At 59.6% G+C, this 25,981-nt stretch carries 22 protein-coding genes and 3 pseudogenes; 14 read left to right on the top strand and 11 right to left on the bottom strand.

Going from position 1 to position 25,981, the window contains the following annotated elements:
• The first annotated feature begins 150 nt into the window (after positions 1 to 150).
• From ACFOJ9_RS01850 to ACFOJ9_RS01840, 3 genes are read left to right on the top strand one after another with little or no spacing between them, the layout of a single operon-like run.
• On the top strand, positions 151 to 1,389 hold the full coding sequence (locus ACFOJ9_RS01850) for a site-specific integrase (protein WP_378976690.1): 1,239 nt from the start codon (positions 151 to 153) through the stop codon (positions 1,387 to 1,389).
• Entirely contained in the window at positions 1,386 to 2,318 is a 933-nt protein-coding gene (locus tag ACFOJ9_RS01845) for a tyrosine-type recombinase/integrase (RefSeq protein ID WP_378976688.1), read from the top strand. The genes ACFOJ9_RS01850 and ACFOJ9_RS01845 overlap by 4 nt, the downstream gene beginning before the upstream one ends.
• The gene (locus tag ACFOJ9_RS01840) at positions 2,315 to 3,322 is read left to right on the top strand and encodes a tyrosine-type recombinase/integrase (protein WP_378976686.1); all 1,008 of its coding nucleotides are present in this window, start codon (positions 2,315 to 2,317) and stop codon (positions 3,320 to 3,322) included. Before ACFOJ9_RS01845 ends, ACFOJ9_RS01840 begins: the two co-directional genes overlap by 4 nt.
• Positions 3,323 to 3,368: 46 nt before the next feature.
• Here the strand turns inward: ACFOJ9_RS01840 and tnpB (ACFOJ9_RS01835) are convergent, their stop codons facing one another.
• A complete protein-coding gene (tnpB, locus tag ACFOJ9_RS01835; RefSeq protein ID WP_378976684.1) occupies positions 3,369 to 3,524 on the bottom strand; it encodes an IS66 family insertion sequence element accessory protein TnpB in 156 nt (51 codons plus the stop codon).
• A complete protein-coding gene (gene tnpA, locus ACFOJ9_RS01830) occupies positions 3,521 to 3,922 on the bottom strand; it encodes an IS66-like element accessory protein TnpA (protein WP_378976682.1) in 402 nt (133 codons plus the stop codon). Before tnpA (ACFOJ9_RS01830) ends, tnpB (ACFOJ9_RS01835) begins: the two co-directional genes overlap by 4 nt.
• Before the next feature lie 273 nt (positions 3,923 to 4,195).
• Between tnpA (ACFOJ9_RS01830) and ACFOJ9_RS01825 the strand changes: the two genes are divergently transcribed.
• Positions 4,196 to 4,585, top strand: a complete 390-nt coding sequence (locus ACFOJ9_RS01825) for a transposase (protein ID WP_449288643.1) — start codon at positions 4,196 to 4,198, stop codon at positions 4,583 to 4,585.
• A gap of 255 nt (positions 4,586 to 4,840) precedes the next feature.
• Here the strand turns inward: ACFOJ9_RS01825 and ACFOJ9_RS01820 are convergent, their stop codons facing one another.
• The 3 genes from ACFOJ9_RS01820 to ACFOJ9_RS01810 form a co-directional block, all read right to left on the bottom strand.
• Positions 4,841 to 5,803, bottom strand: coding sequence for a D-2-hydroxyacid dehydrogenase (locus tag ACFOJ9_RS01820; RefSeq protein WP_378976680.1), 963 nt, complete (start codon positions 5,801 to 5,803; stop codon positions 4,841 to 4,843).
• 104 nt (positions 5,804 to 5,907) lie between these two features.
• Positions 5,908 to 6,672: a class II aldolase/adducin family protein gene (locus tag ACFOJ9_RS01815; RefSeq protein WP_378976678.1), complete on the bottom strand. Its 765-nt coding sequence runs from the start codon at positions 6,670 to 6,672 to the stop codon at positions 5,908 to 5,910.
• Between the two features lie 334 nt (positions 6,673 to 7,006).
• Entirely contained in the window at positions 7,007 to 8,344 is a 1,338-nt protein-coding gene (locus ACFOJ9_RS01810) for an aspartate aminotransferase family protein (protein WP_378976676.1), read from the bottom strand.
• 147 nt (positions 8,345 to 8,491) lie between these two features.
• Between ACFOJ9_RS01810 and ACFOJ9_RS01805 the strand changes: the two genes are divergently transcribed.
• Together ACFOJ9_RS01805 and ACFOJ9_RS01800 are read left to right on the top strand one after the other, a co-directional pair.
• Positions 8,492 to 9,037 carry a cupin domain-containing protein gene (locus ACFOJ9_RS01805; RefSeq protein WP_378976674.1) on the top strand — a complete coding sequence of 182 codons (546 nt, stop codon included), beginning with the start codon at positions 8,492 to 8,494 and terminating at the stop codon, positions 9,035 to 9,037.
• A gap of 140 nt (positions 9,038 to 9,177) precedes the next feature.
• Positions 9,178 to 9,859 (top strand): annotated as a pseudogene (locus ACFOJ9_RS01800) (IS6 family transposase).
• Positions 9,860 to 10,630: 771 nt separating this feature from the next.
• On the opposite strand, the gene ACFOJ9_RS01795 reads toward ACFOJ9_RS01800, so the two are convergent.
• Positions 10,631 to 11,248, bottom strand: a complete 618-nt coding sequence (locus tag ACFOJ9_RS01795; RefSeq protein ID WP_378976672.1) for a zinc-binding dehydrogenase — start codon at positions 11,246 to 11,248, stop codon at positions 10,631 to 10,633.
• A 64-nt stretch (positions 11,249 to 11,312) separates the two neighbouring features.
• On the opposite strand from ACFOJ9_RS01795, the gene istA reads away from it, so the two are divergent.
• From istA to ACFOJ9_RS01780, 3 genes are read left to right on the top strand one after another with little or no spacing between them, the layout of a single operon-like run.
• Complete coding sequence (gene istA / locus ACFOJ9_RS01790) at positions 11,313 to 12,779, top strand: IS21 family transposase (RefSeq protein WP_378976670.1); 1,467 nt, start codon at positions 11,313 to 11,315, stop codon at positions 12,777 to 12,779.
• On the top strand, positions 12,769 to 13,545 hold the full coding sequence (gene istB / locus ACFOJ9_RS01785) for an IS21-like element helper ATPase IstB (RefSeq protein WP_206073656.1): 777 nt from the start codon (positions 12,769 to 12,771) through the stop codon (positions 13,543 to 13,545). Before istA ends, istB begins: the two co-directional genes overlap by 11 nt.
• Positions 13,542 to 13,763, top strand: coding sequence for a hypothetical protein (locus tag ACFOJ9_RS01780; protein WP_095085189.1), 222 nt, complete (start codon positions 13,542 to 13,544; stop codon positions 13,761 to 13,763). Before istB ends, ACFOJ9_RS01780 begins: the two co-directional genes overlap by 4 nt.
• Positions 13,764 to 13,983: 220 nt before the next feature.
• Here the strand turns inward: ACFOJ9_RS01780 and ACFOJ9_RS01775 are convergent, their stop codons facing one another.
• Both ACFOJ9_RS01775 and ACFOJ9_RS01770 read right to left on the bottom strand, forming a co-directional pair.
• Positions 13,984 to 15,324 carry an IS701 family transposase gene (locus tag ACFOJ9_RS01775; protein ID WP_378925689.1) on the bottom strand — a complete coding sequence of 447 codons (1,341 nt, stop codon included), beginning with the start codon at positions 15,322 to 15,324 and terminating at the stop codon, positions 13,984 to 13,986.
• A 657-nt stretch (positions 15,325 to 15,981) separates the two neighbouring features.
• Complete coding sequence (locus tag ACFOJ9_RS01770; RefSeq protein WP_378976668.1) at positions 15,982 to 17,160, bottom strand: M24 family metallopeptidase; 1,179 nt, start codon at positions 17,158 to 17,160, stop codon at positions 15,982 to 15,984.
• A 366-nt stretch (positions 17,161 to 17,526) separates the two neighbouring features.
• Between ACFOJ9_RS01770 and ACFOJ9_RS01765 the strand changes: the two genes are divergently transcribed.
• The gene (locus ACFOJ9_RS01765; protein ID WP_378976666.1) at positions 17,527 to 18,561 is read left to right on the top strand and encodes an IS110 family transposase; all 1,035 of its coding nucleotides are present in this window, start codon (positions 17,527 to 17,529) and stop codon (positions 18,559 to 18,561) included.
• Here ACFOJ9_RS01765 and ACFOJ9_RS01760 read toward each other — a convergent pair.
• Positions 18,549 to 19,619, bottom strand: a pseudogene (locus tag ACFOJ9_RS01760) (IS630 family transposase). The gene ACFOJ9_RS01765 and the pseudogene ACFOJ9_RS01760 overlap by 13 nt on opposite strands.
• A gap of 416 nt (positions 19,620 to 20,035) precedes the next feature.
• Between ACFOJ9_RS01760 and ACFOJ9_RS01755 the strand changes: the two are divergent.
• Positions 20,036 to 21,314 (top strand): annotated as a pseudogene (locus ACFOJ9_RS01755) (IS701 family transposase).
• 352 nt (positions 21,315 to 21,666) lie between these two features.
• Here the strand turns inward: ACFOJ9_RS01755 and ACFOJ9_RS01750 are convergent.
• On the bottom strand, positions 21,667 to 22,698 hold the full coding sequence (locus ACFOJ9_RS01750) for an IS110 family transposase (RefSeq protein WP_378976624.1): 1,032 nt from the start codon (positions 22,696 to 22,698) through the stop codon (positions 21,667 to 21,669).
• A gap of 262 nt (positions 22,699 to 22,960) precedes the next feature.
• Between ACFOJ9_RS01750 and ACFOJ9_RS01745 the strand changes: the two genes are divergently transcribed.
• Positions 22,961 to 24,030 (top strand): IS630 family transposase gene (locus tag ACFOJ9_RS01745; RefSeq protein ID WP_378921754.1). Its coding sequence is split into 2 segments (ribosomal slippage): positions 22,961 to 23,447 and positions 23,447 to 24,030, totalling 1,071 coding nucleotides; the frame shifts between segments, so codons are not numbered across the junction.
• Between the two features lie 716 nt (positions 24,031 to 24,746).
• Here the strand turns inward: ACFOJ9_RS01745 and ACFOJ9_RS01740 are convergent.
• Positions 24,747 to 25,133 (bottom strand): M20/M25/M40 family metallo-hydrolase, encoded by a 387-nt coding sequence (locus tag ACFOJ9_RS01740; protein ID WP_378976664.1) that lies wholly within the window; start codon positions 25,131 to 25,133, stop codon positions 24,747 to 24,749.
• Here ACFOJ9_RS01740 and tnpA (ACFOJ9_RS01735) point away from each other — a divergent pair.
• The gene (gene tnpA / locus ACFOJ9_RS01735; RefSeq protein WP_378976662.1) at positions 25,132 to 25,569 is read left to right on the top strand and encodes an IS66-like element accessory protein TnpA; all 438 of its coding nucleotides are present in this window, start codon (positions 25,132 to 25,134) and stop codon (positions 25,567 to 25,569) included. The genes ACFOJ9_RS01740 and tnpA (ACFOJ9_RS01735) overlap by 2 nt on opposite strands.
• Positions 25,566 to 25,916, top strand: a complete 351-nt coding sequence (gene tnpB / locus ACFOJ9_RS01730) for an IS66 family insertion sequence element accessory protein TnpB (protein ID WP_378976660.1) — start codon at positions 25,566 to 25,568, stop codon at positions 25,914 to 25,916. The genes tnpA (ACFOJ9_RS01735) and tnpB (ACFOJ9_RS01730) overlap by 4 nt, the downstream gene beginning before the upstream one ends.
• Positions 25,917 to 25,981 lie beyond the last annotated feature (65 nt).

Raw genomic sequence — 25,981 nt, 5'->3', positions numbered from 1 at the left:
AACCGCACTTATGTGTCGCACGAGATTTTGTGGCGGCGCCGTCCTGATGCCAGCCTGGGCCGGCAAAGACTGCAATTCTCCGCCACATAATATTTCCTACCTCTCGGATGGGTGCGGGATCCCCCTGCGCCGCTATTCCGGAGAGGCAATATGCTCGAGTTCTATTTTTCGTATAAAGGGGTGCTCAAGCGCCTGCGTAGCGGTGCGCTTGGTGACGAGATGGACCGTCTTGCAGAACATTTCTTCACGCTTGGTTACAAGCGAGCGACGGCCAAGAGTTATCTGAGCCGGATTGCGCACTTTAGCCAGTTTGCCGGGACGCGCTGCGGTCCGATGCCGATCCATCAAGATGTCGTCGACAGCTATTTGCGCACGTTTACTACGGATTCTCCGCGCATTGGGGCAGTGTCGGCGCTGGGGCACGCACGGCGAGTGGCTCCGGAGCGGTTGATAGTTTCCGTTCCAAGTAAAGAGGATGATCCGGATGCTCCGCTTCTGGCCTCCTTTTCGGACTATCTGCATAGGGTACGGGGCCTGGAGCCGAAGACCCGCGAAGGCGTTCTTCTGGGCGGCCGCCGCTTTCTGGATTGGTTCCGCCATCACCATCCCGGCCAAAACCTCGAGACGTTGACGGCTGAGCACGTCCTCGCTGCTGCCGAACATCGGCTATCGCTATCGGCGACCTCCAGCAGCCGCACGGCAGCGACTTCTCACATTCGAACATTTCTTCGGTTTTTATGTTGGGCTGGGCACCATCATCAAGATCTCGCCCGCGTCGTCCCAAGGACGCCCTATTGGCGTTTGGCGCATTTGCCGCCGCGCCTTGCATGGGATGACGTTCGGCGCGCAATCGATGCGATCGGCGCAACGATGCCGGTCGACATCCGCGATCGAGCCGTCCTGCTGCTGCTCGCCACCACGGGGATTCGCAACGGCGAGCTACGCGCCATTCGGCTGCAGGATATCGACTGGCGTGCTGGCGAGATTTTTGTCCGGCGCACCAAGGGCAAGCGTGATCGGGTGGCGCCGCTCCTCGAGGAGACCGGCGCCGCGCTCGCCGACTACATCCTGGGCGCTCGACCAAAGGTGGAGAGTCCATATCTGTTCCTGTCCTTCACGCCGCCCGTAGGACCGTTCAAGTGCGCGTCGCCTGTTTCGAGAATCGTGCGGAAGCGGTTGCGGCATGGTGGGGTCGAACTCGGGCGGGTCGGAGGTGCGCATCTCCTGCGCCACAGCCTTGCCACCCAGCTCGTCAGGCAGCGAACGCCGATCAACGAGGTCGCCGATCTTCTCGGGCACCGGAGCATCAACACAACGGTGCTGTACGTAAAGGTCGCGACCTCGCAGCTCGCCGAGGTTGCGCTTCCCTTTCCGGGAGGCGTCGCATGACCGCCTTTGCCCGATTCCTTCGCGAGAAAGCCGAGCGTTACATCGAATTGCGCCGCTCCCTCGGCTACGCCTTCAGCAAGCAAGCCGGGACGTTGCGGGCTTTCATCCACTACGTTGAGCGCGCTCAGCTCGATGGGCCCGCCACTCGAACGATGGCGCTTGATTTCGCCTTGTCGTTCGGCGGAGCCGCTAACAGCCGCGTCACTCGCCACGGCGTGCTCCGCCGGTTTTACGAGTATCTCGCCGTCTATGACGTCCGAACCGAGGCCTTAGAGTGCAGAGCTTTCCCCAGATCTAGAGCGATTCCGCCTCCGCGTATCCTCAGCGAGGCAGAGTTGGCGTCGCTCATCGACGCATGCGCCCGCCTTTCGCAAGGCACCCCTCTCAGAGGGCGGACGATGGCGACGCTGATCGGATTGTTGGCGAGCTCGGGGCTGCGATCGGGCGAAGTGGTCAGGCTTGATCGTTCCGACGTCGATTTGGCCAACGGGGTTCTCCGCGTTCGGAAGACGAAGTTCCGCAAGGACCGTCTCGTTCCTGTTCACACGACGACCCAAACAGCCCTTCGTCAATATGTGCGTGAGCGCGATGCTGCTTTTCCCACGCCCAAGGACCAGGCCTTCTTCCTCAGCTCCCGAGGCAACCGCCTCTCGGCGACCGGCCTGCAAAACGGTTTTGCTGAGGTCCGCAAGCTCGCCCATCTTGATGGCGGCAAGCCGTTAAGACCGCACGATCTCAGGCACCGTTTCGCCGTCACCCGCCTCAGCCTCTGGCACCAACAGCGCGCAGACGTTCAGGCGCTGCTCCCGTTGCTCGCCACCTATCTCGGCCACGCCAGCTACAGCGACACAGCCTACTACCTCACTGGCTCGGCGGATCTTCTCGCCATTGCGGCGGAACGCGCCTTCCTCGATGGAGGTGCAGTATGAGCGAACACTTGCTCCTCGCGCCGCTCCTTGAATCCTATTTTCGCCGGCGCCTGACCAAGCAGCGCAACGCGACTCCCGCGACCGTGGCCAGCTATCGTGACGCCTTGCGCATGCTCATACTCTTCGCCGCTGCCCGATTACGAAGGAAGCCAGCGACGTTGGCGCTAGAAGATCTCGATCGAGACCTCGTTCTCGCCTTTCTCGACGAGCTCGAAGAGAAGCGGAACAACTCCGTCGCCACGCGCAATGCCCGTCTGGCTGCGATCCGATCGTTCTTTCAACACGTGGCAGGCGCCGATCCGGCGTCCTTTGGTGTCGCCCAACGCGTGCTGACGATTCCCATAAAACGGGCGCATATTGAGGTAACGCACCACCTCTCCAAGGCAGAAGTGGACGCCCTCATTGCGGCCCCCGATCAAAGGACGTCCCGCGGGCGGCGCGACCGCACGTTTCTGCTGTTCCTGGCGCGGACCGGCGCGCGGGTCTCCGAAGCCATCGGTATCAACGCTAACGACCTTCGAGTAGAGCGGCCGCACCCGCAAGTGTTACTGCACGGTAAGGGGCGCAGAGATCGCGTCATCCCCATTCCTAAAGATCTGGTGCGAGCACTGACGACGTTGTTGGGTGAACGCGGAATCGCGCTCCACGAGACACGACCGGTCTTTGTCGGCGCCCACAACGAGCACCTCACGCGTTTCGGAGCGACCCATATTGTACGGAGAGCGGTGGCAAAGGCTGCTGCCATCAGGCCGGACTTGGCCGACAAGCCCATATCGCCACACATCTTCCGGCACTCCCTTGCCATGAGGCTCCTCCAGTCTGGCGTGGATCTTTTAACGATCCAAGCCTGGCTCGGGCACGCACAGGTCGCTACCACCCACCGATATGCCGCCGCGGATGTCGAGATGATGCGAAAGGGACTTGAGAAAGCGGGCATCGATGGCAATTACGGCGTGCGTTTCCAACCGAATGATGCCGTGCTGCAGCTGCTAGACAGCATCTGAATATTATGTGGCGGAGAATTGCAGTCTTTGCCGGCCCAGGCTGGCATCAGGACGGCGCCGCCACAAAATCTCGTGCGACACATAAGTGCGGATCGCGCTTCAGCGTCTCCTGCACAACCAACGCCAGCCCTGGAAAGCCCTTCCTCATGTCGGCGTGGCCGGTCGCCAGCCACACCCGCACGCCGCTCGGAACCGGGATCATCGCGGCCCCAGCGCGTCCAGCACGCGACGCAGAGCTTCGGCATCCACGTCGCGATCGACGCGGAGACGGCGCCCGCCGCCAAGCTCGATCTCGATGATGCCGCTCTTGCGGCTACGCCGGCCGGGAGACGCCGATGATGCCGGCGCCTCAACGGCAGGCGCAGCGGTGGCGGGAACGACCGCGATCGGGATCAACTGCGTGGCGACGGCATCAACCCGGTCGCACAGATCCTTGCGCCATCGGAAGAGCTGGCTGACGTGAATGCCCGCCGATCGCGCGACCTCAGAGGCTGTCACTCCAGGCTCGAACGACGCCGCAACCAGATGCTCCTTCTCCTCCCGCGACCAGCGCCGGCGTCTCTCGACCGACGTGATCACCTCCACTCGCGGCATCGTCATAAGGCTACTCCTAGGATTATCCCTAGGACTTCCGACGTTCGCCCTCACCTGACAAGGCGGCCCTCACCGGAGGGGTACTCAGGCCGTTCATAAACAGCTTAAGCAGGTGGGACGCGATGCGCTGGGCCTGCTGCGATTCAAGGGGAGCGCCGTTCTCGTCGCATACAATGCGGCACACGCGAGAGAGCATATCGACCTGGCACGGCCCCCAAGCACTGACCGAGTCCGGCGAGAAAAGCCGAAACGGACGCATCTCCAAGCAGGGGGGCCGTGATGACCAGGAAGCACCTCTATGAAGCGGCCACGACGCTTCTGACACGCAACCTACGATTCTCGACACTCAAAGCCTGGGGCCTAAAGCTGGCGAAGGCTCGGATGCGTACCCTGATGGCGGTCGCGAGGGCAAACCCGACCGCGCGCCTATTCATGACCGTGCCCGGCGTTGGCGTTATCACCGCCCTGTCCGTCGCCTCCTCCTTCGACGATGCATCGCGCTTCAGTCGGTCATCGAGCGCCGGCGCCTATCTCGGCCTGACACCCCGACGGTACGTGTCCGGGTTCAAGAAGGCGAGGATCGCCGTGGCCCGGAAGATGGCCGTGATCCTGCACGCCATGTGGAAGACCAACACCCCATTCCGTTGGAGCCAGGAGGAGGCGGCATAACTGCTAGTCTGACTTTGACGGATGCGTCCCCGCCGGGACGCTTGGCGCGGATCAGGCCGTCCCTGAAAATGCGGTGCCTTCGGCAACCACGAGGACCACTTCGGTCGATCCGACCACCTGACGCCAACATGCGGCGACCCACCGAGACCGACCGCGGAGAGAACCATGAACCCGGCGTGTGCGCAAAGCCGATCAACCAACTTGACCAATGCGATTAGAGAACTTTTCAGGGGGCAGACCAGACGCAGCACCTTTTCAGCTGAACCTTGTTGCCTTGTCTACCACATTTTCGAGTGGCTTTCCTGTGGCCCAACGCTCCAAATTCTCCAAAAACTGTCCAACAGCGCGTTCCTCCCAGCCGTACAAATCGGCCGACATATGAGGCGACACGAATACCTGATCCATAGTCCAGAGCGGGTGGTGCTCCGGAAGCGGCTCTACAGCAAAGACATCCAGTGCAGCTGTTCCGACCTGGCCGTCTTCCAAAGCCTTGATCAGGGCGCTCTCATCCACCAGGTCGCCGCGGCCGATATTAATCAAGCATGAGCCCCGTTTCATCTGGGCAAAACGCGTTTCGCCCATGAATCCCGTAGTCTCGGCTGTCAGGGGCATGGCCAATATGACCGTGTCGGCTTTCGGTAGAAGATCCTTCAATTCATCAGCGGAATGGACGTGACCAAAGACGGGATCACGCGCGACTACTCGCCGGCCGACGGGAATGACTTTTACGCCCACGGCCGTCAGCATCATGAAAATCTCGCGGCCGATCGCACCCGATCCGATTAGAACCGCGACCTGGTTCCGGAGAGCATAGGTTGGCCGCCAGTTCCATATCTTAGTGCGCTGAAAGTCGAATGTTTTCCGAAAATCCTTCGCGATCATCAGCATCACGCCAAGAACATACTCCGCAATTGGATGTTCGAATACGCCGCGCGTGTTGGTGACAACAACAGCGGAAGAGAGCACGTCTCTCGAAACGACGGTATTGACACCAATTCCAGGAACGTGGATCCACTCAAGTTTGGGCGGCAAGGGATTATTGCGAATTATCGTATTGTACATGTCCCAATGCAACAAACCTTCGGCATCCCGAAGTTCCTGCCGTGCCGTCTCGGAATTGTTCGTCAGGACAACGTCGGCAAACCTACTGGCCTTCTCAAGGGATGTCGGAAAGGTGGAGCCTTCCGGGAACACGGCGAGTAGTTTTTTCTTAGCCACGTAAATACCTAGTAATTAGAGAATCGCGCATACTCCCATCGTCACGCGGAGGTGTTCTTTGGGGTACGTAAGTGAATGAGAGCGAGCTTGCAGGTTACAAGGCCTCAGTTGGCATAGTCCGAACCCTGCGTATCTAAGACGCGCTTGACAGCGTCGAAGTACAGGTTGATCTCGGTCGTGAATTCCTGCTTCGAGGCTTGCAAAATGCTCCGTGATTGGACGAGAACTTCATTGGCAATCATTCGGCGCCTACCGGCTGCCATCGCGATCATTTGGGTCATCGCTGCCCGCTCGAGAAAGTAAAGCCTGTGATAGGCTTCGGCGACGGTTTCGCCGGTGGCAACAACGCCGTGATTGGCGAGCATCAAGATTTGCTTGTCCCCAAGCACTTCCGCCATCCTCTCACCCTCCTCTTGGATGTTCGCGAAACCGTTGTAAAAATAGTCATATGCGACCAATTCGTGCAGGATCATCCCGTTCTGGCTAGATGGTTCCAGCGTCATGTCCTCCAACTGCGACAATGCGGTCGCGTAAGGCATATGAGTGTGGAGCACACAGGCGATCCCCCGCCGGTGCATGGGTGCGTGAATGCTGACCGCAGAAAGGTTGGCGTTGCCCGTTCCCGCGACAACTTGGCCATCGAGGGTGACTTCAATGAGGTTAGATGCCTTCACTTCTGACCAGTGCAGCCCAAATGCATTCAGGTAAAAGCGATCTGGGTGCCCCGGCACGGTGAGCGTGAAGTGATTGTCGATGCCCTCGACGAACCCGTCGTTGACGGCCTGACGATGCGCTGCGGCCAAGTCAATGCGCGAATTCATCTGCTTGTTGTGATCATAGTTTGAAGTCCTTTGAGTATTGTCAGACATATCATTCCTTCCATTCGGTCGTGAAGTTTCGACCATCATTCTGGCGCTGTGACCGATCGAACCGTTCTCCGGTTAAGCTGCGCCAGCCAGACCCGCTGAATCGTGTGAGATGCTATTCTCAGAAAGGGATCGCGGCATCGACACCGAGCCTCCCGTGAATTTCAATGGAACATTCATCGATGTCCGCCGCGGGGGGATCCGTAGGCAATACGTTCCGTCGGATGGCCATTTATCCAACTCCACGACAGATCATTCACTCGTCGCGGAGAGTCCACCGGCCGCAAACACTGCTCGGCGACACTCACTATGTAGGCTACAGCCAATGGATATGCGGTCAAAACACACGTTTCAATGCATCTGCTAGGATCGACACCATATCGTCGATGTGAGATCTCTCGATCATGAGAGGCGGTGAGAACGCAACAATATCGCCGGTTACGCGAATGAGGAGGCCTCGATTAAAGCAGTCGACAAATACGTCGTACCCACGCGTGCCCGGCGCATCGGGTATGCTTGCCAGTTCGATTCCGGCGATAAGACCGATATTCCGGACATCCACGACGTGCGGCAGCCCTCGCAAGGAGTGCATCGCTTCCTGCCAGTAGTCTTCAACGGCGGCGGCCGCCGTGAATAATTCCTCTTTCTGATAGATGGACAAGGTGGCCAAGCCGGCCGCACAAGCCGCCGGGTGACCGGAGTAAGTATAGCCGTGAAAAAACTCGATCTGCCCAGGCTGTCCCTGCACCACCGCATCATGAATCTTGCGTTTGGCGAATACGGCTCCCATCGGGATGGATCCGTTTGTCAAGCCTTTTGCGGTAGTGACCAGGTCCGGTACGACACCGAAGTAGTCAACCGCAAAAGGTTTTCCGAGTCGGCCGAAGCCCGTGATAACTTCATCAAAAATCAACAAGATGCCATGGCGATCACATATCTCTCTCAGGCGTTGCAAGTAGCCCTTTGGTGGCACGAGAACGCCGGTTGATCCCGCAATAGGCTCAACAATGAGGGCTGCGATCGTTTCCGCTCCATGGAGAGCAACAAGACGCTCCAGATCGTCGGCCAGCTCGACACCGTGCTCGGGCTGCCCCTTAACGTAGCGATTACGGTCAGGATCATGCGTATGCCTTATATGATCGGCTCCGGGCAGAAGCGGAAAGACACGCCGGTTGTTTACAATTCCGCCGACACTCAGGCCCCCGAACCCGACCCCGTGATACCCTCGTTCCCGGCCGATTAATCTAGTTCTTGTTCCCTGGCCAATGGCTCGCTGATACGCGATTGCGATCTTCAGAGCTGTATCGACAGCCTCCGATCCCGAGCCTGCGAAAAAGACCCTGTCGAGTCCGGCATCTGTACCCCCGGGGGCGTTGATCGACAATTGTTCCGCAAATTGGAACGCCAGCGGATGCCCCATCTGGAAGGATGGTGCGTAGTCAAGAGTGGCCAGTTGCTGACCTACAGCATCGGCGATTTCCCGCCGACCGTGGCCGGCGTTCACACACCAAAGTCCGGCCGTGCTGTCCAAAATCTGCCGGTCATCGTCAGTCCGGTAGTACATGCCGGCGCTGCTCACGAGCATACGGGGTGCCGCTTTGAATTGCCTGTTCGCAGTGAACGGCATCCAGAAGCTGTCGAGCGAGTAGGTGTTTCTTGCCTGTGGAGCGGACATAATCCTCTTTCCATTTTCTCGATCATGTTTGTTGGGCTTAAAGTTAGCAAGTCCTTTTCTGTGGCCCCCTAAGTAGTTGACTATAAAGGAGCGGTGTGCCTAGTGTTGCCTAATGCGCAACGTTCTCAACACTTTCGAGGATCAACGATGGACGATGTCGGGGCGCGGCTGAGATATATCCGTCAGCAGCACAAGCTTTCCCAAAGGGAATTGGCAAAACGAGTCGGTATACCGAACTCGACGATCTCGTTAATTGAATCCAACCGGAGCAACCCGTCGGTCAGCTTGCTAAAACGTATTCTCGACGGGATACCCATTCGTATGGCGGACTTCTTCGCATTCGAGCCTGCGAATGAAGGCAAGATTTTCTATAGCGCAGATGAGTTGCTGGAGATCGGGAACCGAAAGATCTCCTTTCGGCAGGTCGGCGAAAACCTCTTCGGCCGCTCCCTTCAGATACTGAAGGAAAGGTACGAGGCCGGTACGGAAACCGGCAAGTTTCCAATCACACATAAGGGCGAAGAGGGCGGTATCATTCTCTCTGGGCGACTTGAGGTGACGGTAGAGGGTCAACGCAGGATTTTGGGACCTGGCGATGCATACTACTTCGAGAGCTGGCGGCCTCACAAATTTCGCTGTGTCGGACCCACTCCATGTGAACTAATCAGTGCTTGCACACCACCGTCGTTTTAGTTTTAGAAGAAAGGGTTTCGTCGCAAATTCTGGGTGTCAATGACCACGGAATCGGGACCCTGTTTTTTCGCGCAAAAGGGGCTCTGACGGTGATGTCACGGTAACGGGTTGTGAGGAGACATTGCGATAGACGCAGGTGGATGAACACCTCGCCGATCAGCTACAAGCGCCATCGTTTCCCACCGCAGATCATCGCCCATGCGGTTTGGCTCTACTTTCGGTTTCCGCTGAGCCTGCGCGCTGTCGAAGAAATGCTGCTGGAACGCGGCGTTGTCGTCTCCTACGAAACGATCCGCCGTTGGGCAAAGAAGTTCGGCCCGGACTACGCCCGTCGCGTCCGACGCAAAAGCCCAGTCGGGGCGACGTGTCGCATCTGGACGAGGTGGCCATCACCGAAACACTGGTTGTGGCGGGCCGTCGATCAAGACGGCTATGCTCGACGAGATCGTTCAGAGCCGGCGCAACACCAAGGCGGCAAAGCGATTGCTGACCAGGCTGCTGACCAAGCAGGGCGTCTTACCAAAGCGGATGATCACCGACAAGTTACGCCCCTGCGGGCCGCTCAGCGGCAGGCCGAATGTCGAACACCGTTCGCACAAGGGATTGAATAACCGGGCGGAGAATTCGCATGTGCCGCTGCGAAAGCGGGAGCGGATGATGCAGGGCTTCCGATCGCCAGGGGCGCTGCAACGCTTCGTCTCGATCTTCTCAGCACTGAGAAATCTCTTCGTCCCAGCCCGGTCACAACGCTCCGCATTCGAAATTCACCACCACCGCCTCCAGGCCCTGGCGGCGTGGAAAACCGTGGCTGGGGTCAGCTGATATCAGCGCCGCAGGTCTTATCGCGTTCTTACCCAGACAACGGTAAGCTCCACGCCGCTCCGCTCGTGCGGCGCATGAGGTGAATGTGCCAAGAATCCCCCTGATCGCGAGAGACGAAGGGTCCAGTGGGAGCAGACGGCAAAATGGACGTCCATTTGGACGTCTCGACAATTGGCTACGCAGGCCGGGTCGAGGTTCTGGAAGGTCCGACGGGACGGCGGGTTCGCTCGGAGGCCGATAAATCCCGGATTGCGGCCGAGAGCCTGATGCCGGGGGTGCAGGTGGCGGCGGTTGCACGCAAGCACGGCGTCGTATTTCCGGCCCAGCGACCAGGTCGCCAATCTTGATTTTGACCAAGTCACGGCCGCATACCTTGCTGTTGATTGACAGACCGAAAAGAGCGCGGTCACGAACACGCCCTTCACGATCGAGGAAGAAGCGAATCGCCAGATTTGTTTTTGTGTGAAAGGCCGCTTCGTGCCAACCGTCTTTCCGGCATTCCAAGCGGCTCGGCCCTGAGTGGCAGGATCATATTGAGAATAACCCATTTCAGTTCTCCTTGACCTTGATTGGCCGATGGAGAAACGAATTGGGGTACGGACTGCACTGCGGCCGTTTTCAGACCGTCCGGTTTTAGAGAAGCTTGGCGATAAGCTGACATTCTCCAGCCGACCTAATTGTCACCGTTCGGCTCGCTGCTGTTGCGTCCCAAAACCTACGGTCCATTCAAAGACCGATCGTCCGCAATTAGCTGACACCCCCAATCCATCCTTATGGGAGCAGCACGACCGACCCGGTCGTGCGACGGCCTTCGAGATCGGCATGCGCCTGCGCGGCCTCTGCGAGCGGGTAGGTGCGCGGCGGGGCGATCCGCACACAACCGCTCCGTACCATCGTAAACAGGGCGTCGGCGGCCTCGCGCAGTTCCTCGCTTGTACGCGTATAGGCATCAATGCCAGGCCGGGTAACGTAGAGTGAACCGAGACCTGCCAGCGACTGAACATCGAGCTTCGGGATCGGGCCCGAGGCCGCTCCAAACGCGACCACCAGCCCGCGAACGCGCGCGCACCGCAGCGATCCTTCGAACGTATCCGCGCCGATCCCATCGTAAACCACGGCCACGCCTTCGCCGCCTGTCTCCGCGCGCGTGACGGCGACGAAATCCTCCTCCTCAGTGACGATCACGCGGGCGCAGCCAAGGCGCTCGGCGATCTCTCGTTTGGCTGTGCTGCCGACCGTTCCGATCACCTTCGCGCCGATCTGCGCCGCCCATTGGCACAATATCTGCCCGACGCCGCCGGCTGCAGCATGGACGAGGATTCTATCGCCCGGGCTCACCTGATAGGTCCGGCGGACCAGATATTCGGCAGTCAATCCCTTCAGCATCATTGCGGCAGCGGCGACGGCATCGACGTCGTCGGGCAGCCGGATCAGCCGTGACGTTGGCCGGATTATGCGCCTGTATCACGCCGAGAAGTGGCGCTGCGGCACCATCGCCAGGCAATTGCATGTCCATCACACGACGGTGCATCGCGTTCTGGCCCAGGCGGGATTGCCCCGGCACAAGCCGCTGCAGAGAGCCTCAATCATTGACCCGTATCTTCCATTCATTGAGCAGACGCTGGAAAAGTTCCCCTCGCTGACCGCCAGCCGCCTTTATGCGATGGTGCGCGAGCGCGGCTACCGGGGCTTGCCGACGCACTTTCGGCACCTGGTCGCCCTGCACCGTCCCCGCAAGCCGGCCGAGGCGTTCCTGCGGCTGCGCACATTGCCGGGCGAGCAGGGACAGGTCGACTGGGCCCACTTCGGTCACATCGAGATCGGCAACGCCCGCCGGCCGCTCATGGCGTTCGTGATGGTGCTTTCTTACTCACGCGACATCTACCTGCGCTTCTTCCTCGACGCGCGCATGGAAAACTTCCTGCGCGGTCACGTCGGCGCGTTCAACACATGGTGCGGGCTGCCCAGGGTCCTGCTCTACGACAATCTCAAGAGTGCGGTGCTCGAGCGCCAGGGCGATGCGATCCGCTTCCATCCGACGCTGCTTGCCTTCGCCGGCTTCTATCGGTTCGAGCCACGTCCTGTCGCGGTTGCCCGGGGCAACGAAAAAGGCCGCGTCGAGCGCGCCATACGGCATATAAGGGAAGCATTCTTCATCGCCCGCAAGTTCACCGATCTCGACGATCTGAACGCCCAGGCCGAACAGTGGTGCCGCAACCAGGCAGCCGACCGGCCATGCCCCGAGGACCGGACGATGACGGTCCGCCAGGCGTTTGCGCAAGAGCAGCCACTGCTTCTGCCGCTGCCCGCCAACCCATACCCCGTCGAGGAGCAGGTCGCCGCCAAGGTTGGCAAAACGCCCTATGTGCGCTTCGACCTCAACGATTACTCGGTACCGCATGCTCATGTCCGGCGCACGCTCAGCGTGCGCGCCGATCTCGGCCTGGTCCGCGTCTTCGACGGCGCAAAGATGATCGCCAGTCACCGTCGCAGCTATGATCGCGACCAGCAGATCGAGGACCCTCAGCACCTCAAGGCACTCGTCGCAATCAAGCGCGAGGCGCGCCAGCATCGCGGCCTCAACAGCCTGACCCGCGCCGTGCCGGCCTGCCAGACCCTGATGATCCGGGCCGCCGAGCGTGGCTCCAATATCGGTGCGATCACAAACGCGTTGCTGAAACTGCTTGACCTGTACGGCGCGCAGGAACTGCAGGCCGCCGTCGAGGAAGCTTTGCATGCCGGCGCCTCCCATTCGAGGTCGGTTCGCGACGCACTGGAACGCCGCCGGGTCGCCCGCGGTGCTCCGCCGCCGGTCGAAACGAGCCTGCCCGAACACGTGCGGCGCAAGGATACGACGGTACGGCCGCATCGCCTCGACAGCTACGACCAACTGACCCTTGGAGGCAAAGATGATGAATAATCCCGACATCCTGCTCAACCGGGCCAAGGCGTTGCGCCTCAATGGCCTGATCACCCATTGGGACGAAATCGCTGACGCGGACTGGCTGGCCGCCGTCCTTCAATGGGAAGAAGAGGAGCGCTCCGACCGTTCGATGCGGCGACGCACGCGTGCCGCCAGGCTCGGCCACTTCAAGCAACTGTCCGATTATGACTGGCACTGGCCTCGCCGCATCGACCGCGCCGCCGTCGAGGATCTGATGACCCTGTCCTTCATGAACGATGCCGCCAACATCGTCTTTATCGGCCCCAACGGCGTCGGGAAATCGACACTTGCTCGCAATGTCGCTCACCAGGCGCTCATCTGCGGTCACACCGTCGTCTTCCGAACCGCCAGCGAGATGCTCGGCGAACTCGCCGCCCTCGACAGCGACGCAGCCTTGCGCCGACGCCTTCACCACTACGCCGCCGCCGACGTTCTTGCGATCGACGAGGTCGGGTATCTGTCCTACTCGAACCGTCATGCGGACCTGCTGTTCGAACTCATCAGCCGGCGCTACGAAAAACGCTCAACCATCATCACCACCAACAGACCCTTCGCTGATTGGTCGGAGGTCTTTCCCAATGCCGCCTGCGTCGTCAGCCTCGTCGACCGCCTCATGCACCGATCCGAGGTGATCTCCATCGAAGGCGATTCCTACCGCTTCAAGGAAGCGGCCGAGCGATCAAAGGCACAGCGCGAAAAACGCACCAGCCGCTCCTCCGGCGAAAAGGTGCCCGCAGCATGAAACCAGATCCTCAACCGTCCGGCCTCAGTCGTGGTATCCACTTCCTCATCAATCCCGAATGGACACCCGAACAGGCGCTCGCTGTCTTCGAGCTCCTCAACGATCTCGCCGATAGCATCTGGTCTCACTACGGCGTCCAACTCCAGGAACTTATCCAGGAGCAGCAACGAACACCGACCGATCACAGCGATATCGAAAAAGCCCCGTCCTCGCTCTAAAGCACACATCCTCCACACTCGGCGGCCTGCAAAGGCCGCCTTTTTGTTCCGTCCACAAGCACCAAACGCTTGTCGTCGTTTAGACGCGCTTTTGAAAAGCCATCAACACCTCTGTGCAGAGGTACTAGTCTTACTGCGTCATAAATTTGGATATTTCGGCTTCGACTGAGCGCAGCAGGGACATCGCATCAATCTGCGGGCAAGTGCGACGGTCAGTTTTCTATGCAGCGTCGCGATCGAATTTGAGGTGTGCCGTTCGGGGCGAATGGGCGGGCTCGCTGGATCGTGAACCGCGGGGAATAGGAGGTTTTTCGCTGCTTTTGGAACGGGCGATTGCTGAGGGGGGAATCGTCTCCCGTTCGGAGAGGAGAAACCCGTAAGCCGCGATGCAAAGACTGGCGTGATGATGGAATCCGCGCCAACCTCGACCCTCGTAGTGGCCAAGGCCCAGTTCCTGCTTGAGCTCGCGATAATCCCGTTCAATCCGCCACCTTAGCTTGGTCGTGGCAACAAGATCACGCAGCGCGGTCGTTTCCGGCAGGGTCGAAAGCCAGTATTTGAGCGGCTCTTTGTCACCTTCGGGCCATTCGACAAGCAACCATTCTTCGGCGTGCGGATGTCCGAGATTATAGTCTCTGGACGCGACACGAAGACGAACAGCGGTAAAGCGCGACGCAAGATCGGTATTGCTGCCCTCCCGCCATATGACGGTCTGCCACGCGTCTATCGGCAGACTTTCCGCAAGCGCCTTGGCTGAAAGAGGTTGATGATCCGCGCTTCGTTGCATCAGCGACGGCGGCCGACCCTTTCCGCTCCAGGTCTTGGGCGGTAGCGGTCCTTCGCCTGGGCGCCAAACACTGAGCGTCGGCTGGACACCCACGACATAGCTGAGGCCCAGCTCGGTCAATCCTCGGCGGAACCCGCCGTCTGCGCCGTAACCGGCGTCGGCAAGGATCACGCCCGCCGGCATCTGCGTCTCTAGCGCCGCACGTACTTGTTCAAGCGCGATCTGTGGCTTGGTTTGAAATAGGATCTCGTCCGGGATCTTCGCCTTCTTCCGGCGCTCTGGATCATTTGCCCAGATCTCAGGTAGATAAAGCTGCCAGGCAACCGGTAAGCTGGCCCCCTCATTCGCAATCGAAAGACTGACGGCAACCTGGCAATTGTCCTGCTTGCCGAGCTGGCCGCAATATTGGCGTGCGACACCGACGGAATGCTTCCCCTTCTTTGGAAAGCCAGTGTCGTCGACAATCCAGGCGGTGATCGCACCGCCACGCTCGATCATGCGCGGCAAGGCCCAATCACGAACGCGCGCCAGCAGTGCGTCATCCGACCAAGGCGCTTGTCCCACGAAATGCAAAAGCGATTGATGCTTGGCCGAAACACGTGATGGCGCCGTAACGGCGGCCAGGGGCTCCACGCTTTTGCGCGCCACCGGCATCATCAAACCCGTACAATAATCCCGCAGCGGCTCTGCCCGATCGGCATGGCCTATGACCTCGACCAGTGCTTCCAAATACCCATCAAACGCGGCTGCTTCGCAACCGTCCTCGCTGACCATGGCGCCCATCCATCGCTGTGAATCGCCAACCTATCACAACCAGGTCGCCTACGAATCCCCCTCCGCGCGCTTTCGTGACTCAGTAAGACTAGATGGGCGCCGCCTAGCTTGGTGGAACTGCCGCTGCTCACAAGGACGCTGCGACGGGCACGCACGCATAGCGAGGTATTATTGCGCCATTCGATGATCTCAGGCGGCGTCGGACAGCACGATTCCAACGTATTCGACGAGAGTGTCGCGCCATTTATCTATCCGCGAAACATGGGGGCGCCTGGTCGCTTACAAGCTACCGCTTCGACAGCACGCCGATCTCGTCCCCGAGCACGTTCGATCAAAGCACATATCAACCCGCCTCCGCCGCCGAAAAAACGCGGACGGCTGCCAAGAGTGAAATCCGACGATCAGGGGCGGGCCGATCGCCAAGCCCCTCACCCGTCAGGTACGGAAAATTGGATGCTCATATTGCGGAGAGTTCGGTGACCATTGACATGTCGAATAGTGCCAAGAAGGCGGCCAGAACGCGCTGGTTCCAGGGATACATGAGGCGCACGACTTTTTGCACAAGTCCTACAAGTCATGATCGAGAACATTCCCGAAGACCGCAACGCGAACACCCATTCTATCCATGTTTGGTCATGATTCGACTTTGCTTAGGCATCATGCGCGATACAGTCTCGGCGGTGTTTGACTCAATAGTTCTGCACCACCCTCTGTCACTAGGACGTGAGCGCCGGATCCGAATAGATAGCCGTTTTCGCTGCACAATATATTTGGCATATGCAAGGTCATGCCGGACTTCAGTATATCCTCCGCACCCGGTTCCAAGCTCAGGTCACCACGCTCAGTCCAATGAATGCCAGTCTGGTATCCGGTACGTTGGCGAAAGACTCCCCTTCTCCCGGATCGGTCCAGCACCGCGCGGCCGGCAGCGTCGACTGCCTCGGCGGATGTGCCGGGCCTAACTGCGGCAATGAGTGCGTCAAGAACCTCCTCGGCCAAGGTGTGCAGAGACTCAGTCTCAGGATGTTGGCCAAGCACAGCGCACCGTACCATCCCCACGGTGTATCCGTGTTTTGATGCGCCGACTTCCAGAAAAGCCGGCTCATTTTTACTAATTGGATGCTGAGTTGGCGGGCCATGCGGCAACTTTGTCCGTTCTCCGAATAAAATGGTGGTGCCGGGAGAAAGCCCAATTTCCCCATTCCTATTGCCGGCCTCTGCCCTGACGGCTGCCGCGATGGTCCCTGCCATCTCCAATTCGGTTACACCTTCCCGTAGCGAGCGCTGGAAGGTTTGCACTGCCAAGTCGGTCATGCGCATTGCGTCGCGCATGCACTTGAGTTCCAGATCACCCTTCACCGCTGCCACCGAAGAAACTAGGCGAGTCGCATCAACGACCTTTAGGTCGGGAAGCTGCGCCTGAAGCGCGTTAACATCTGCCAGCGCGAGGTTCCAGCAGCCAAGTTCAAAACCTATTCTCTTACTTTGCAGGCCATACCGACGAAGGACGTCGGCAGACACTTTCGCAAAATCTTGCTGATATGTATAAGTAATTATCTCGTCAATACAACTATATGACCGGACTGCTTGCTCATCATACTGTCGGACAACAAATGTTGGCGACCGACCGGGCACGATGATCAAAGGAAACGGTGCGAAGTATCCACCACTCCCGTCGTATCCACTGAGATATCGAAGATGGCCATGGGCAGTCACTACAAGTGCGTCTAGCCCCGAGCTCACCACCGCCTCCAGCAGATTGAGATGCCTGCGTTCGTACTCGGATCTCGGGAACGGGACACCTGTCACGGGAATAGCTGAGGACATCGTCGCCATATCTCACCCCAAGGATTTTCCATGTTGTGGTTCGGTTACGTCACATTTACGCATCGGACCGATGTTCGAAGCTACTGCTTAACGTCCAGATTTTGGTTCCAGCAGACATTCAGACGTCCTAGCGGCTTGCGTCAAATGCAGTTTTTATATCGTCGTCATCTGGCGACGAGATGCAGCTAAGACTCACCCATCCAGATGAGATAGTTCCTGCTCCGCCACACATTCAGTCCGCAGTGAAAATGCTTGCTAGATGCCGTAATGGGCCGGCCTTCGCGAGCATAGCCAGGTTGGGTGGCTGTCCCTCAGAATGATGGTGTTGAAACGGAGTCCGAGCGATCGGCTCCAAACATCATGAGAGGAACAGCCATGGAACATTATGCGGGAATCGATGTCTCTCTGGAAGAGAGCAGCGTGTGCATTGTTGACGCGACCGGAACGATCATGCGCGAGGTCAAGATCGCCAGCGAGCCGGAGGCGCTGGTCCGCTATTTCGACGAACTGGAATTGTCTGTTAGTCGCATTGGGCTCGAGGCCGGGCCATTGTCGCAATGGCTGCATGCCGGGCTTGTGGCCGCCGGACGCGATGCGATTTTGCTCGAGACGCGGCACGTGAAGGCGGCGCTCTCGGCTATGACGGTGAAGACCGACCGGAAAGATGCACGCGGGATCGCCCAACTGCTGAGGATGGGATGGTACCGTCCGGTTCATGCCAAATCGGTGACTTGCAAGGATAGCCGAGCCCTTCTTGTTGGACGCAAGCTTCTGCAAGGCAAGCTTCTCGACGTCGAACTTAGCATCCGCGGGATCTTGCGCGGCTATGGGCTGAAGGTCGGAGAGGTCAGTCGTGGAAAGTTTGAGACGCGCATCCGGGAGCTGACAGCAGGCCACGTCACTTTGGAGACGGTGATTGGTGCGATGCTGGCGGCGCGGATGGCGTTGTGGTGCGAGTTCAGCAAGCTCCATCGCGAGATGCTGAAGATCGCGCGCGCTGATAAGGTCTGCCACAGATTGATGAGCACACCTGGCGTTGGGGCCTTGGTCGCCCTGACCTATCGCTCGGCGGTGGACGACCCGATGCGGTTTGGAAAATCCAGTACGGTCGGAGCCTACTTCGGGCTTACGCCCAAAAAATATCAATCCGGTGAGACCGATCGGGACGGTGGTGTCAGCAAGGTCGGCGACGCCATGGTGCGAACTGCGCTCTTTGAAGCTGCGCACGTCATGCTGACGCGGGCGATCCGCTTCTCGAGCCTGAAGCACTGGGCGCTCGACGTGGCGAAACGCCGGGGCATGAAGCGCGCCAAGGTGGCCCTTGCCCGCAAGTTGGGCGTCGTGCTCCATCGCATGTGGGTGGATGCGACCGATTTCCGCTGGAGTAATACCAAGAGTCATGGAGTTTGACCGACATGAGCCCATTCTCGCATTCCGATCGATGTGATTGTTTCGGGAGCGGCGAGTAGCTTGTGCCAGGCATCGCATGCGGCGTCGATAAATGGCATCGTAGCTTTCGAAGACGCGGTTTGAGAGCCAGTTCTGCCGCATGTACTGCCAGACATTCTCGACCGGGTTCAATTCGGGCGCACGCGAGGGCAGGAAGATCGGCGTGATGTTGCGCGGCATGTTGAGGTTGGCGGTGGTGTGCCATCCGGCGCGATCCATGATGAGCACGGCATGCGCGCCCTTTTCGACATGGCGGCTGATCTCGTCGATATGGAGTTGCATGGCCTCGGTGTCGGCAAATGGCAGCGCGAGAGCTGCGCCGGTGCCCCGAGCCGGGCAGATGGCGCCGAACAGATATGCGCTCTTGTATCGCTGGTCGGCTGGCTGTCGCGGCCGCGTGCCACGCCTGGCCCACTGCCTTGTGATGCCGTTCTTCTGACCTATCCTGGCTTCATCCTGGAACCAGAGTTCCACCTTCGTACGCGGCGGCAGGTCGCAAAGATGCGCCTTCAGCGTGCGCTGCCAGTTTTTTTGAACTCTTCGATGATATGGGCGTCCTGCGCCGGGTGGTGCGGCCGGGCGCTCATATGCGAGAAGCCGAGCTTGTGCAGCAGCTTCCCGACATAGCGGGTATCGTAATCGATGCCGAAACGCTCCTTGATGACGCGCTTTAGGTCGATGCGCCGCCAGCGCACGACGCCGTCGACGGCGCGATCCGGCCCCCTCTCCACGATTGCCGCCAGTTCAGCATTCTGTTCAGGCGACAGCCGGCACGGCGGGCCCGACGACCAGTGGTCGACAAGGCCATCGGGGCCGGTCGCGTTGAACCGGTGCACCCAGTCCCGCAGCGTCTGGCGGTCCATGCCGCCAATCCGCCCCGCGTCTGCCCGGCTCATGCCGTCCAGTACCGCAGCGATCGACAATAGCCGGCTGCTCTGCCGCACATCCTTCGACCCACGCGCGAGGCGGCGCAGTTCCGTCGCCGAATAGTCCGTTCGTAACTTCACCGCTGATCCCATGGCCGAATCTCCTTCGGCAACACGGAATCACGGTTGGGCGACGCTCCAAAATCACGAAAGAGTCAGCACCCGAGACCGTTGGTATAAGGCCGCAGCGATGGCATAGGAGATAGAGCGTTCGGAGCGAGCCGAAACGGCAGCGCTCTCCTGAGGTCCCGTCGCCGGGACGAGGGCTTGGCAAGGTCGTGTGTAGTGCTGTGAATGCTTCGGCAAACCACGCTTCCTAGATTGACCTGTCAGCTCTGGATCTGATGGCATAGTGTGGCGGCCTTCGCGCTGACCACGGACAGAAGCATGATCCTGGCGACGAGATATCGTTCAGAGGGGACTTGACGAACGAAGGCCCATTACAGAAGCACTACTTTGGCAGTTATTTAGCTTCGGGCGCGTTTTGGAATTCCCAAGAGAGAGTTTGCGTGATTCATGAGAGGTCGGCTCATGGAGGGCCGATCAATGGACGTGGATTGGCAAACCGATCTCGAGCAATGGCTTCGGCCGTTTTTGGCGGGTCTTTCGCGTCCAGCTCGGCGCCGGATGTGTCCGCTGTACATTGCTGGTCTGATCGGGCCGGGCGACCGTAAGAGCGTACAACCGATGGCCGCGCGCACTGGCGAGGTCGGCTACGATCAGCTTCATCATTTCGTCGCGGCAGGGGTTTGGGACAGCGCTCCGCTCGAGGCCGCCCTGCTGAAGGAGGCAGATCGCCTGGTCGGCGATGAGGCGGGTTTTCTCGTCATCGACGACACAGCGTTACCGAAGAAGGGACAACATTCGGTTGGTGTCGCGCCTCAATACGCTTCGTCGCTTGGCAAGACGTCCAATTGCCAGTCACTGGTGTCGGTGACCCTGGCCTCGCGCGAAGTGCCGGTGATGGTGGGCCTTCGGCTCTTCCTGCCCGACACCTGGACGAATGATCCCGAGCGGATGATGCGGGCGCGCGTCCCGAAGGATCGACAGGTCGCTCTGACAAAGCCGGAGATCGCCATCGAAGAGATCGATCGTGTCATCGCCTCCGGCGCGCGTTTCGGCTGTGTGCTTGCCGACGCGGGCTACGGGTCGAGCAGCTCTTTTCGTCAGGCTTTGAGTGAGCGCGGTCTGCTGTGGGCGGTAGGACTATCGCGGCGCCAAAACGTCTATCCGGCCGATGTTGATCTGATCTTCCCGGTCGCGACCACCGGCAGGCGCCGCCAATATCACATCCCGGACCAGCCGCCGGTCTCTGCCGAGGTGATGCTGTCTGGTGAGAGATGGCACAAGATAAGCTGGCGGCGCGGCACTAAAGGTCGGCTGACATGTTTGTTTGCGGCTCGCCGTGTCCGCGTTGCGGATGGTCATAAGCACCGGATGCTCGACAATCGTATGCAATGCATGCCAGGCGACGAGGTCTGGCTCGTCGGCGAACGCCGGTCGACTGGCGAGCAAAAATACTATGTGTCGAACTTACCGGCCGATGCGAGCCTCAAGATGCTCGCCGCCACGATCAAGGCCAGGTGGGTCTGTGAGCAGGCACATCAGCAATTGAAGGAGGAACTCGGCCTCGACCACTTTGAAGGCCGATCATGGACTGGATTACATCGACACGCCTTGATGACCATGATCGCCTACGCCTTTCTCCAAGCCCGCCGCCTCAAAGCAGCGGGACGGAAAAAAAAGAGTCGGCGGACCACCGCCACAACCGAGCATGCCAGCTGTTAGACAAGCCATTCTCGACCTCTTCACGCGGTCGCCACCCCGCAGATGTCCTCACTGTCAGAAGCTGCTCGCACACGCCCTCAAACCTAAACTGCCAAAGTAGTGCTTCTGTAATGGGCCTTCGTTCGTCAAGTCCCCTCTGAACGATATCTCGTCGCCAGGATCATGCTTCTGTCCGTGGTCAGCGCGAAGGCCGCCACACTATGCCATCAGATCCAGAGCTGACAGGTCAATCTAGGAAGCGTGGTTTGCCGAAGCATTCACAGCACTACACACGACCTTGCCAAGCCCTCGTCCCGGCGACGGGACCTCAGGAGAGCGCTGCCGTTTCGGCTCGCTCCGAACGCTCTATCTCCTATGCCATCGCTGCGGCCTTGCTCCAGCGGAAGTCGGTCGCATCCACCCACATGCGATGGAGCACGACGCCCAACTTGCGGGCAAGGGCCACCTTGGCGCGCTTCATGCCCCGACGTTTCGCCACGTCGAGCGCCCAGTGCTTCAGGCTCGAGAAGCGGATCGCCCGCGTCAGCATGACGTGCGCAGCTTCAAAGAGCGCAGTTCGCACCATGGCGTCGCCGACCTTGCTGACACCACCGTCCCGATCGGTCTCACCGGATTGATATTTTTTGGGCGTAAGCCCGAAGTAGGCTCCGACCGTACTGGATTTTCCAAACCGCATCGGGTCGTCCACCGCCGAGCGATAGGTCAGGGCGACCAAGGCCCCAACGCCAGGTGTGCTCATCAATCTGTGGCAGACCTTATCAGCGCGCGCGATCTTCAGCATCTCGCGATGGAGCTTGCTGAACTCGCACCACAACGCCATCCGCGCCGCCAGCATCGCACCAATCACCGTCTCCAAAGTGACGTGGCCTGCTGTCAGCTCCCGGATGCGCGTCTCAAACTTTCCACGACTGACCTCTCCGACCTTCAGCCCATAGCCGCGCAAGATCCCGCGGATGCTAAGTTCGACGTCGAGAAGCTTGCCTTGCAGAAGCTTGCGTCCAACAAGAAGGGCTCGGCTATCCTTGCAAGTCACCGATTTGGCATGAACCGGACGGTACCATCCCATCCTCAGCAGTTGGGCGATCCCGCGTGCATCTTTCCGGTCGGTCTTCACCGTCATAGCCGAGAGCGCCGCCTTCACGTGCCGCGTCTCGAGCAAAATCGCATCGCGTCCGGCGGCCACAAGCCCGGCATGCAGCCATTGCGACAATGGCCCGGCCTCGAGCCCAATGCGACTAACAGACAATTCCAGTTCGTCGAAATAGCGGACCAGCGCCTCCGGCTCGCTGGCGATCTTGACCTCGCGCATGATCGTTCCGGTCGCGTCAACAATGCACACGCTGCTCTCTTCCAGAGAGACATCGATTCCCGCATAATGTTCCATGGCTGTTCCTCTCATGATGTTTGGAGCCGATCGCTCGGACTCCGTTTCAACACCATCATTCTGAGGGACAGCCACCCAACCTGGCTATGCTCGCGAAGGCCGGCCCATTACGGCATCTAGTAGCTTGCGTCAAATGCAGTTTCTATATCGTCGTCATCTGGCGGCGAGATGCAGCTAATACCAACGGTCTCGGGTGCTGACTCTTTCGTGATTTTGGAGCGTCGCCCAACCGTGATTCCGTGTTGCCGAAGGAGATTCGGCCATGGGATCAGCGGTGAAGTTACGAACGGACTATTCGGCGACGGAACTGCGCCGCCTCGCGCGTGGGTCGAAGGATGTGCGGCAGAGCAGCCGGCTATTGTCGATCGCTGCGGTACTGGACGGCATGAGCCGGGCAGACGCGGGGCGGATTGGCGGCATGGACCGCCAGACGCTGCGGGACTGGGTGCACCGGTTCAACGCGACCGGCCCCGATGGCCTTGTCGACCACTGGTCGTCGGGCCCGCCGTGCCGGCTGTCGCCTGAACAGAATGCTGAACTGGCGGCAATCGTGGAGAGGGGGCCGGATCGCGCCGTCGACGGCGTCGTGCGCTGGCGGCGCATCGACCTAAAGCGCGTCATCAAGGAGCGTTTCGGCATCGATTACGATACCCGCTATGTCGGGAAGCTGCTGCACAAGCTCGGCTTCTCGCATATGAGCGCCCGGCCGCACCACCCGGCGCAGGACGCCCATATCATCGAAGAGTTCAAAAAAACTGGCAGCGCACGCTGAAGGCGCATCTTTGCGACCTGCCGCCGCGTACGAAGGTGGAACTCTGGTTCCAGGATGAAGCCAGGATAGGTCAGAAGAACGGCATCACAAGGCAGTGGGCCAGGCGTGGCACGCGGCCGCGACAGCCAGCCGACCAGCGATACAAGAGCGCATATCTGTTCGGCGCCATCTGCCCGGCTCGGGGCACCGGCGCAGCTCTCGCGCTGCCATTTGCCGACACCGAGGCCATGCAACTCCATATCGACGAGATCAGCCGCCATGTCGAAAAGGGCGCGCATGCCGTGCTCATCATGGATCGCGCCGGATGGCACACCACCGCCAACCTCAACATGCCGCGCAACATCACGCCGATCTTCCTGCCCTCGCGTGCGCCCGAATTGAACCCGGTCGAGAATGTCTGGCAGTACATGCGGCAGAACTGGCTCTCAAACCGCGTCTTCGAAAGCTACGATGCCATTATCGACGCCGCATGCGATGCCTGGCACAAGCTACTCGCCGCTCCCGAAACAATCACATCGATCGGAATGCGAGAATGGGCTCATGTCGGTCAAACTCCATGACTCTTGGTATAAGATGAACCGCCCCGGGTTTGCCGGAGGCCGTTTCGTTTGATGAGGTGGAACGGCCCACTACCGCAGCATCAGAGTGCTAAACGTGGTCGTTCGCCGGAGGCGTACCGCGCACACAGCGCGCCGTAATGATCAGCCACTCGCATCGCGGACTTCATCGAGGCCAGCGGTTAAATGACCGCGCTGAAAGGCCGGACATATGACCGCACCGTACCCGTGTGATGAGCCGTCTGAAGAAAGCACTTGCCTGAAGGGCCAATCGTATGGACCCCGCCCTCCAGGCGAGGTGAAATCTCGAACGTCAACTGCAACAAAGGAGGATGTCATGCAGGTCGTTCGAATAGGTCTGGATCTTGCGAAATATGTGTTCCAGCTTCACGGGTCGACTGCCACGGAAAAGTCGGCGTGCGAAAGACGCTGCGTCGCGATGCGGTAGCCTGCTTCTTCGCCAAGCTGTTGCCACCGAGCGCCGTGTTCAAGTTCAAGATCATGGCTCTGCAGGCTTCCGACAGTCAGTCGGAAATCGCGCTGAGTCCCAGATCCAGTTTCGGCGGTACTTCTTGCACTTCCCGCTCTTCCAGCCTTCCGCCCCCGCGTGATTTTTCGCCAACAAGAAATTGAATCGTCGAAATCCCAAACTGCTTCGCCTCAGATAAGCGTGACGAGTAGCGAGAATTGCCAGCCTTGGATGCGTTGCTTAGAAGTGTTTAGCCGCGGTTCAGGTGTTTCACGTCACACAGGATCATCTCGGCGGCATCGGCGAGCACCTGACAGCCGAGCACCAGGTCGGCATCGTCTGTGTTTTCAGTCCAATGGTGGCTAATGCCACCGATGCTTGGCACGAAAAGCATCGCGGCTCTCAATTTGCGGCCCACAACCTGGGCGTCGTGACTGGCGCCACTTGGCATCCTCACGTAGGCATCGGGTGCATGGCGCCCGGCCGCCTTCTCTATCGCTTTCTGGAAAGTGGGATCCATATGCCAGGGCTTGCCGGTCTCGGTCCGCTCAATCTCGGCACTGCAGCCGGTTTTATTCGTAAGCGGTGCACCAAGGCACCTTGCAATAGGCCGATGAACATGGAGCTTTCGCGCCATGAAATTGGAACATGCAGAGGGCGATTTGGTCGCCGAGTTAAGTGGTGCGGCGGCGGCCGAAGACCGTGCAACAGTGGTTGGGCGCTCGCGGCAACGAAGGCTGTGGAGTTGCGCCGAGAAGCGCGCGTTGGTCGACCTGGCGAGCGCGGCGGGGTCGTCGGTGACCGAGGTCGCGCAAGCGTTCGGCGTAGCCCCATCACAGCTCTATGCCTGGCGCAAGCAGATGGCCGGCGGCGAGCCTGATGCCGATCAGGCGATGGCGACCTTCGCGCGCATCGACGTGAGCGATCTGCCCGAGGTTGAACGCCCCGTCGCCGATTGCCCGGACCCGGCCGGCAGGATCGTCGTGGCCTTTCCGAGCGGCGCGCGATTGCGGATCGACGGGATCGTCGATCCGACAGCACTGCGCATCGTCCTGGCGGAGTTGACCAAGTGATCACGGTGGTGCCGACCGACCGGATTTACTTGTGCTGCGGCGCGACCGATATGCGCCGCGGGATCAACAGCCTGGCGCTGATGGTGCAGCAGGTGCTTGCGCTCAATCCGCACACTGGCGCGATCTTCTGCTTCCGTGGACGCAAGGGTCATATCATCAAGATTCTGGCGCATGACGACCAGGGGTTCTGCCTTTTTACAAAACGGCTTTCCGAGGGTTGTTTCGCCTGGCCAACCACCAAGGATCAGGTCGCCGTGTCGCTCACCAAGGCGCAGCTTTCGCTGCTTCTGGACGGGATCGACTGGCGCCGGCCGAGCAAGATTTATCGACCGCGTTTGGCTGGCTGATTTTGCTCGTTTCTTATTGATTTTGTGTCGATTCTGCTTCCGTAACGGGGCTCTTTCGTATTTAA

The sequence above is a fragment of the Mesorhizobium cantuariense genome (assembly GCF_042647205.1).
GTDB classification, from domain to species: Bacteria; Pseudomonadota; Alphaproteobacteria; order Rhizobiales; family Rhizobiaceae; genus Mesorhizobium; species Mesorhizobium cantuariense.
Note: the sequence above shows the minus strand (reverse complement) of the source record. Positions and strands in the feature narration are given on the sequence as shown.

Excerpts from the sequence above, each read along its gene's own strand:
- ACFOJ9_RS01840 (WP_378976686.1), top strand. The coding sequence starts at position 2,315 with ATGAGCGAACACTTGCTCCTCGCGCCGCTCCTTGAATCCTATTTTCGC.
- tnpA (WP_378976682.1), bottom strand. The coding sequence starts at position 3,922 with ATGACGATGCCGCGAGTGGAGGTGATCACGTCGGTCGAGAGACGCCGG.
- tnpB (WP_378976684.1), bottom strand. The coding sequence starts at position 3,524 with ATGATCCCGGTTCCGAGCGGCGTGCGGGTGTGGCTGGCGACCGGCCAC.
- ACFOJ9_RS01805 (WP_378976674.1), top strand. The coding sequence starts at position 8,492 with ATGGACGATGTCGGGGCGCGGCTGAGATATATCCGTCAGCAGCACAAG.
- istA (WP_378976670.1), top strand. The coding sequence starts at position 11,313 with ATGCGCCTGTATCACGCCGAGAAGTGGCGCTGCGGCACCATCGCCAGG.
- ACFOJ9_RS01810 (WP_378976676.1), bottom strand. The coding sequence starts at position 8,344 with ATGTCCGCTCCACAGGCAAGAAACACCTACTCGCTCGACAGCTTCTGG.
- ACFOJ9_RS01775 (WP_378925689.1), bottom strand. The coding sequence starts at position 15,324 with ATGGTCAGCGAGGACGGTTGCGAAGCAGCCGCGTTTGATGGGTATTTG.
- tnpA (WP_378976662.1), top strand. The coding sequence starts at position 25,132 with ATGAAATTGGAACATGCAGAGGGCGATTTGGTCGCCGAGTTAAGTGGT.
- ACFOJ9_RS01780 (WP_095085189.1), top strand. The coding sequence starts at position 13,542 with ATGAAACCAGATCCTCAACCGTCCGGCCTCAGTCGTGGTATCCACTTC.
- istB (WP_206073656.1), top strand. The coding sequence starts at position 12,769 with ATGATGAATAATCCCGACATCCTGCTCAACCGGGCCAAGGCGTTGCGC.
- ACFOJ9_RS01795 (WP_378976672.1), bottom strand. The coding sequence starts at position 11,248 with ATGATGCTGAAGGGATTGACTGCCGAATATCTGGTCCGCCGGACCTAT.
- ACFOJ9_RS01845 (WP_378976688.1), top strand. The coding sequence starts at position 1,386 with ATGACCGCCTTTGCCCGATTCCTTCGCGAGAAAGCCGAGCGTTACATC.
- ACFOJ9_RS01825 (WP_449288643.1), top strand. The coding sequence starts at position 4,196 with ATGACCAGGAAGCACCTCTATGAAGCGGCCACGACGCTTCTGACACGC.
- ACFOJ9_RS01850 (WP_378976690.1), top strand. The coding sequence starts at position 151 with ATGCTCGAGTTCTATTTTTCGTATAAAGGGGTGCTCAAGCGCCTGCGT.
- ACFOJ9_RS01815 (WP_378976678.1), bottom strand. The coding sequence starts at position 6,672 with ATGTCTGACAATACTCAAAGGACTTCAAACTATGATCACAACAAGCAG.
- ACFOJ9_RS01750 (WP_378976624.1), bottom strand. The coding sequence starts at position 22,698 with ATGGAACATTATGCGGGAATCGATGTCTCTCTGGAAGAGAGCAGCGTG.
- ACFOJ9_RS01740 (WP_378976664.1), bottom strand. The coding sequence starts at position 25,133 with ATGGCGCGAAAGCTCCATGTTCATCGGCCTATTGCAAGGTGCCTTGGT.
- ACFOJ9_RS01770 (WP_378976668.1), bottom strand. The coding sequence starts at position 17,160 with ATGGCGACGATGTCCTCAGCTATTCCCGTGACAGGTGTCCCGTTCCCG.
- ACFOJ9_RS01765 (WP_378976666.1), top strand. The coding sequence starts at position 17,527 with ATGGAACATTATGCGGGAATCGATGTCTCTCTGGAAGAGAGCAGCGTG.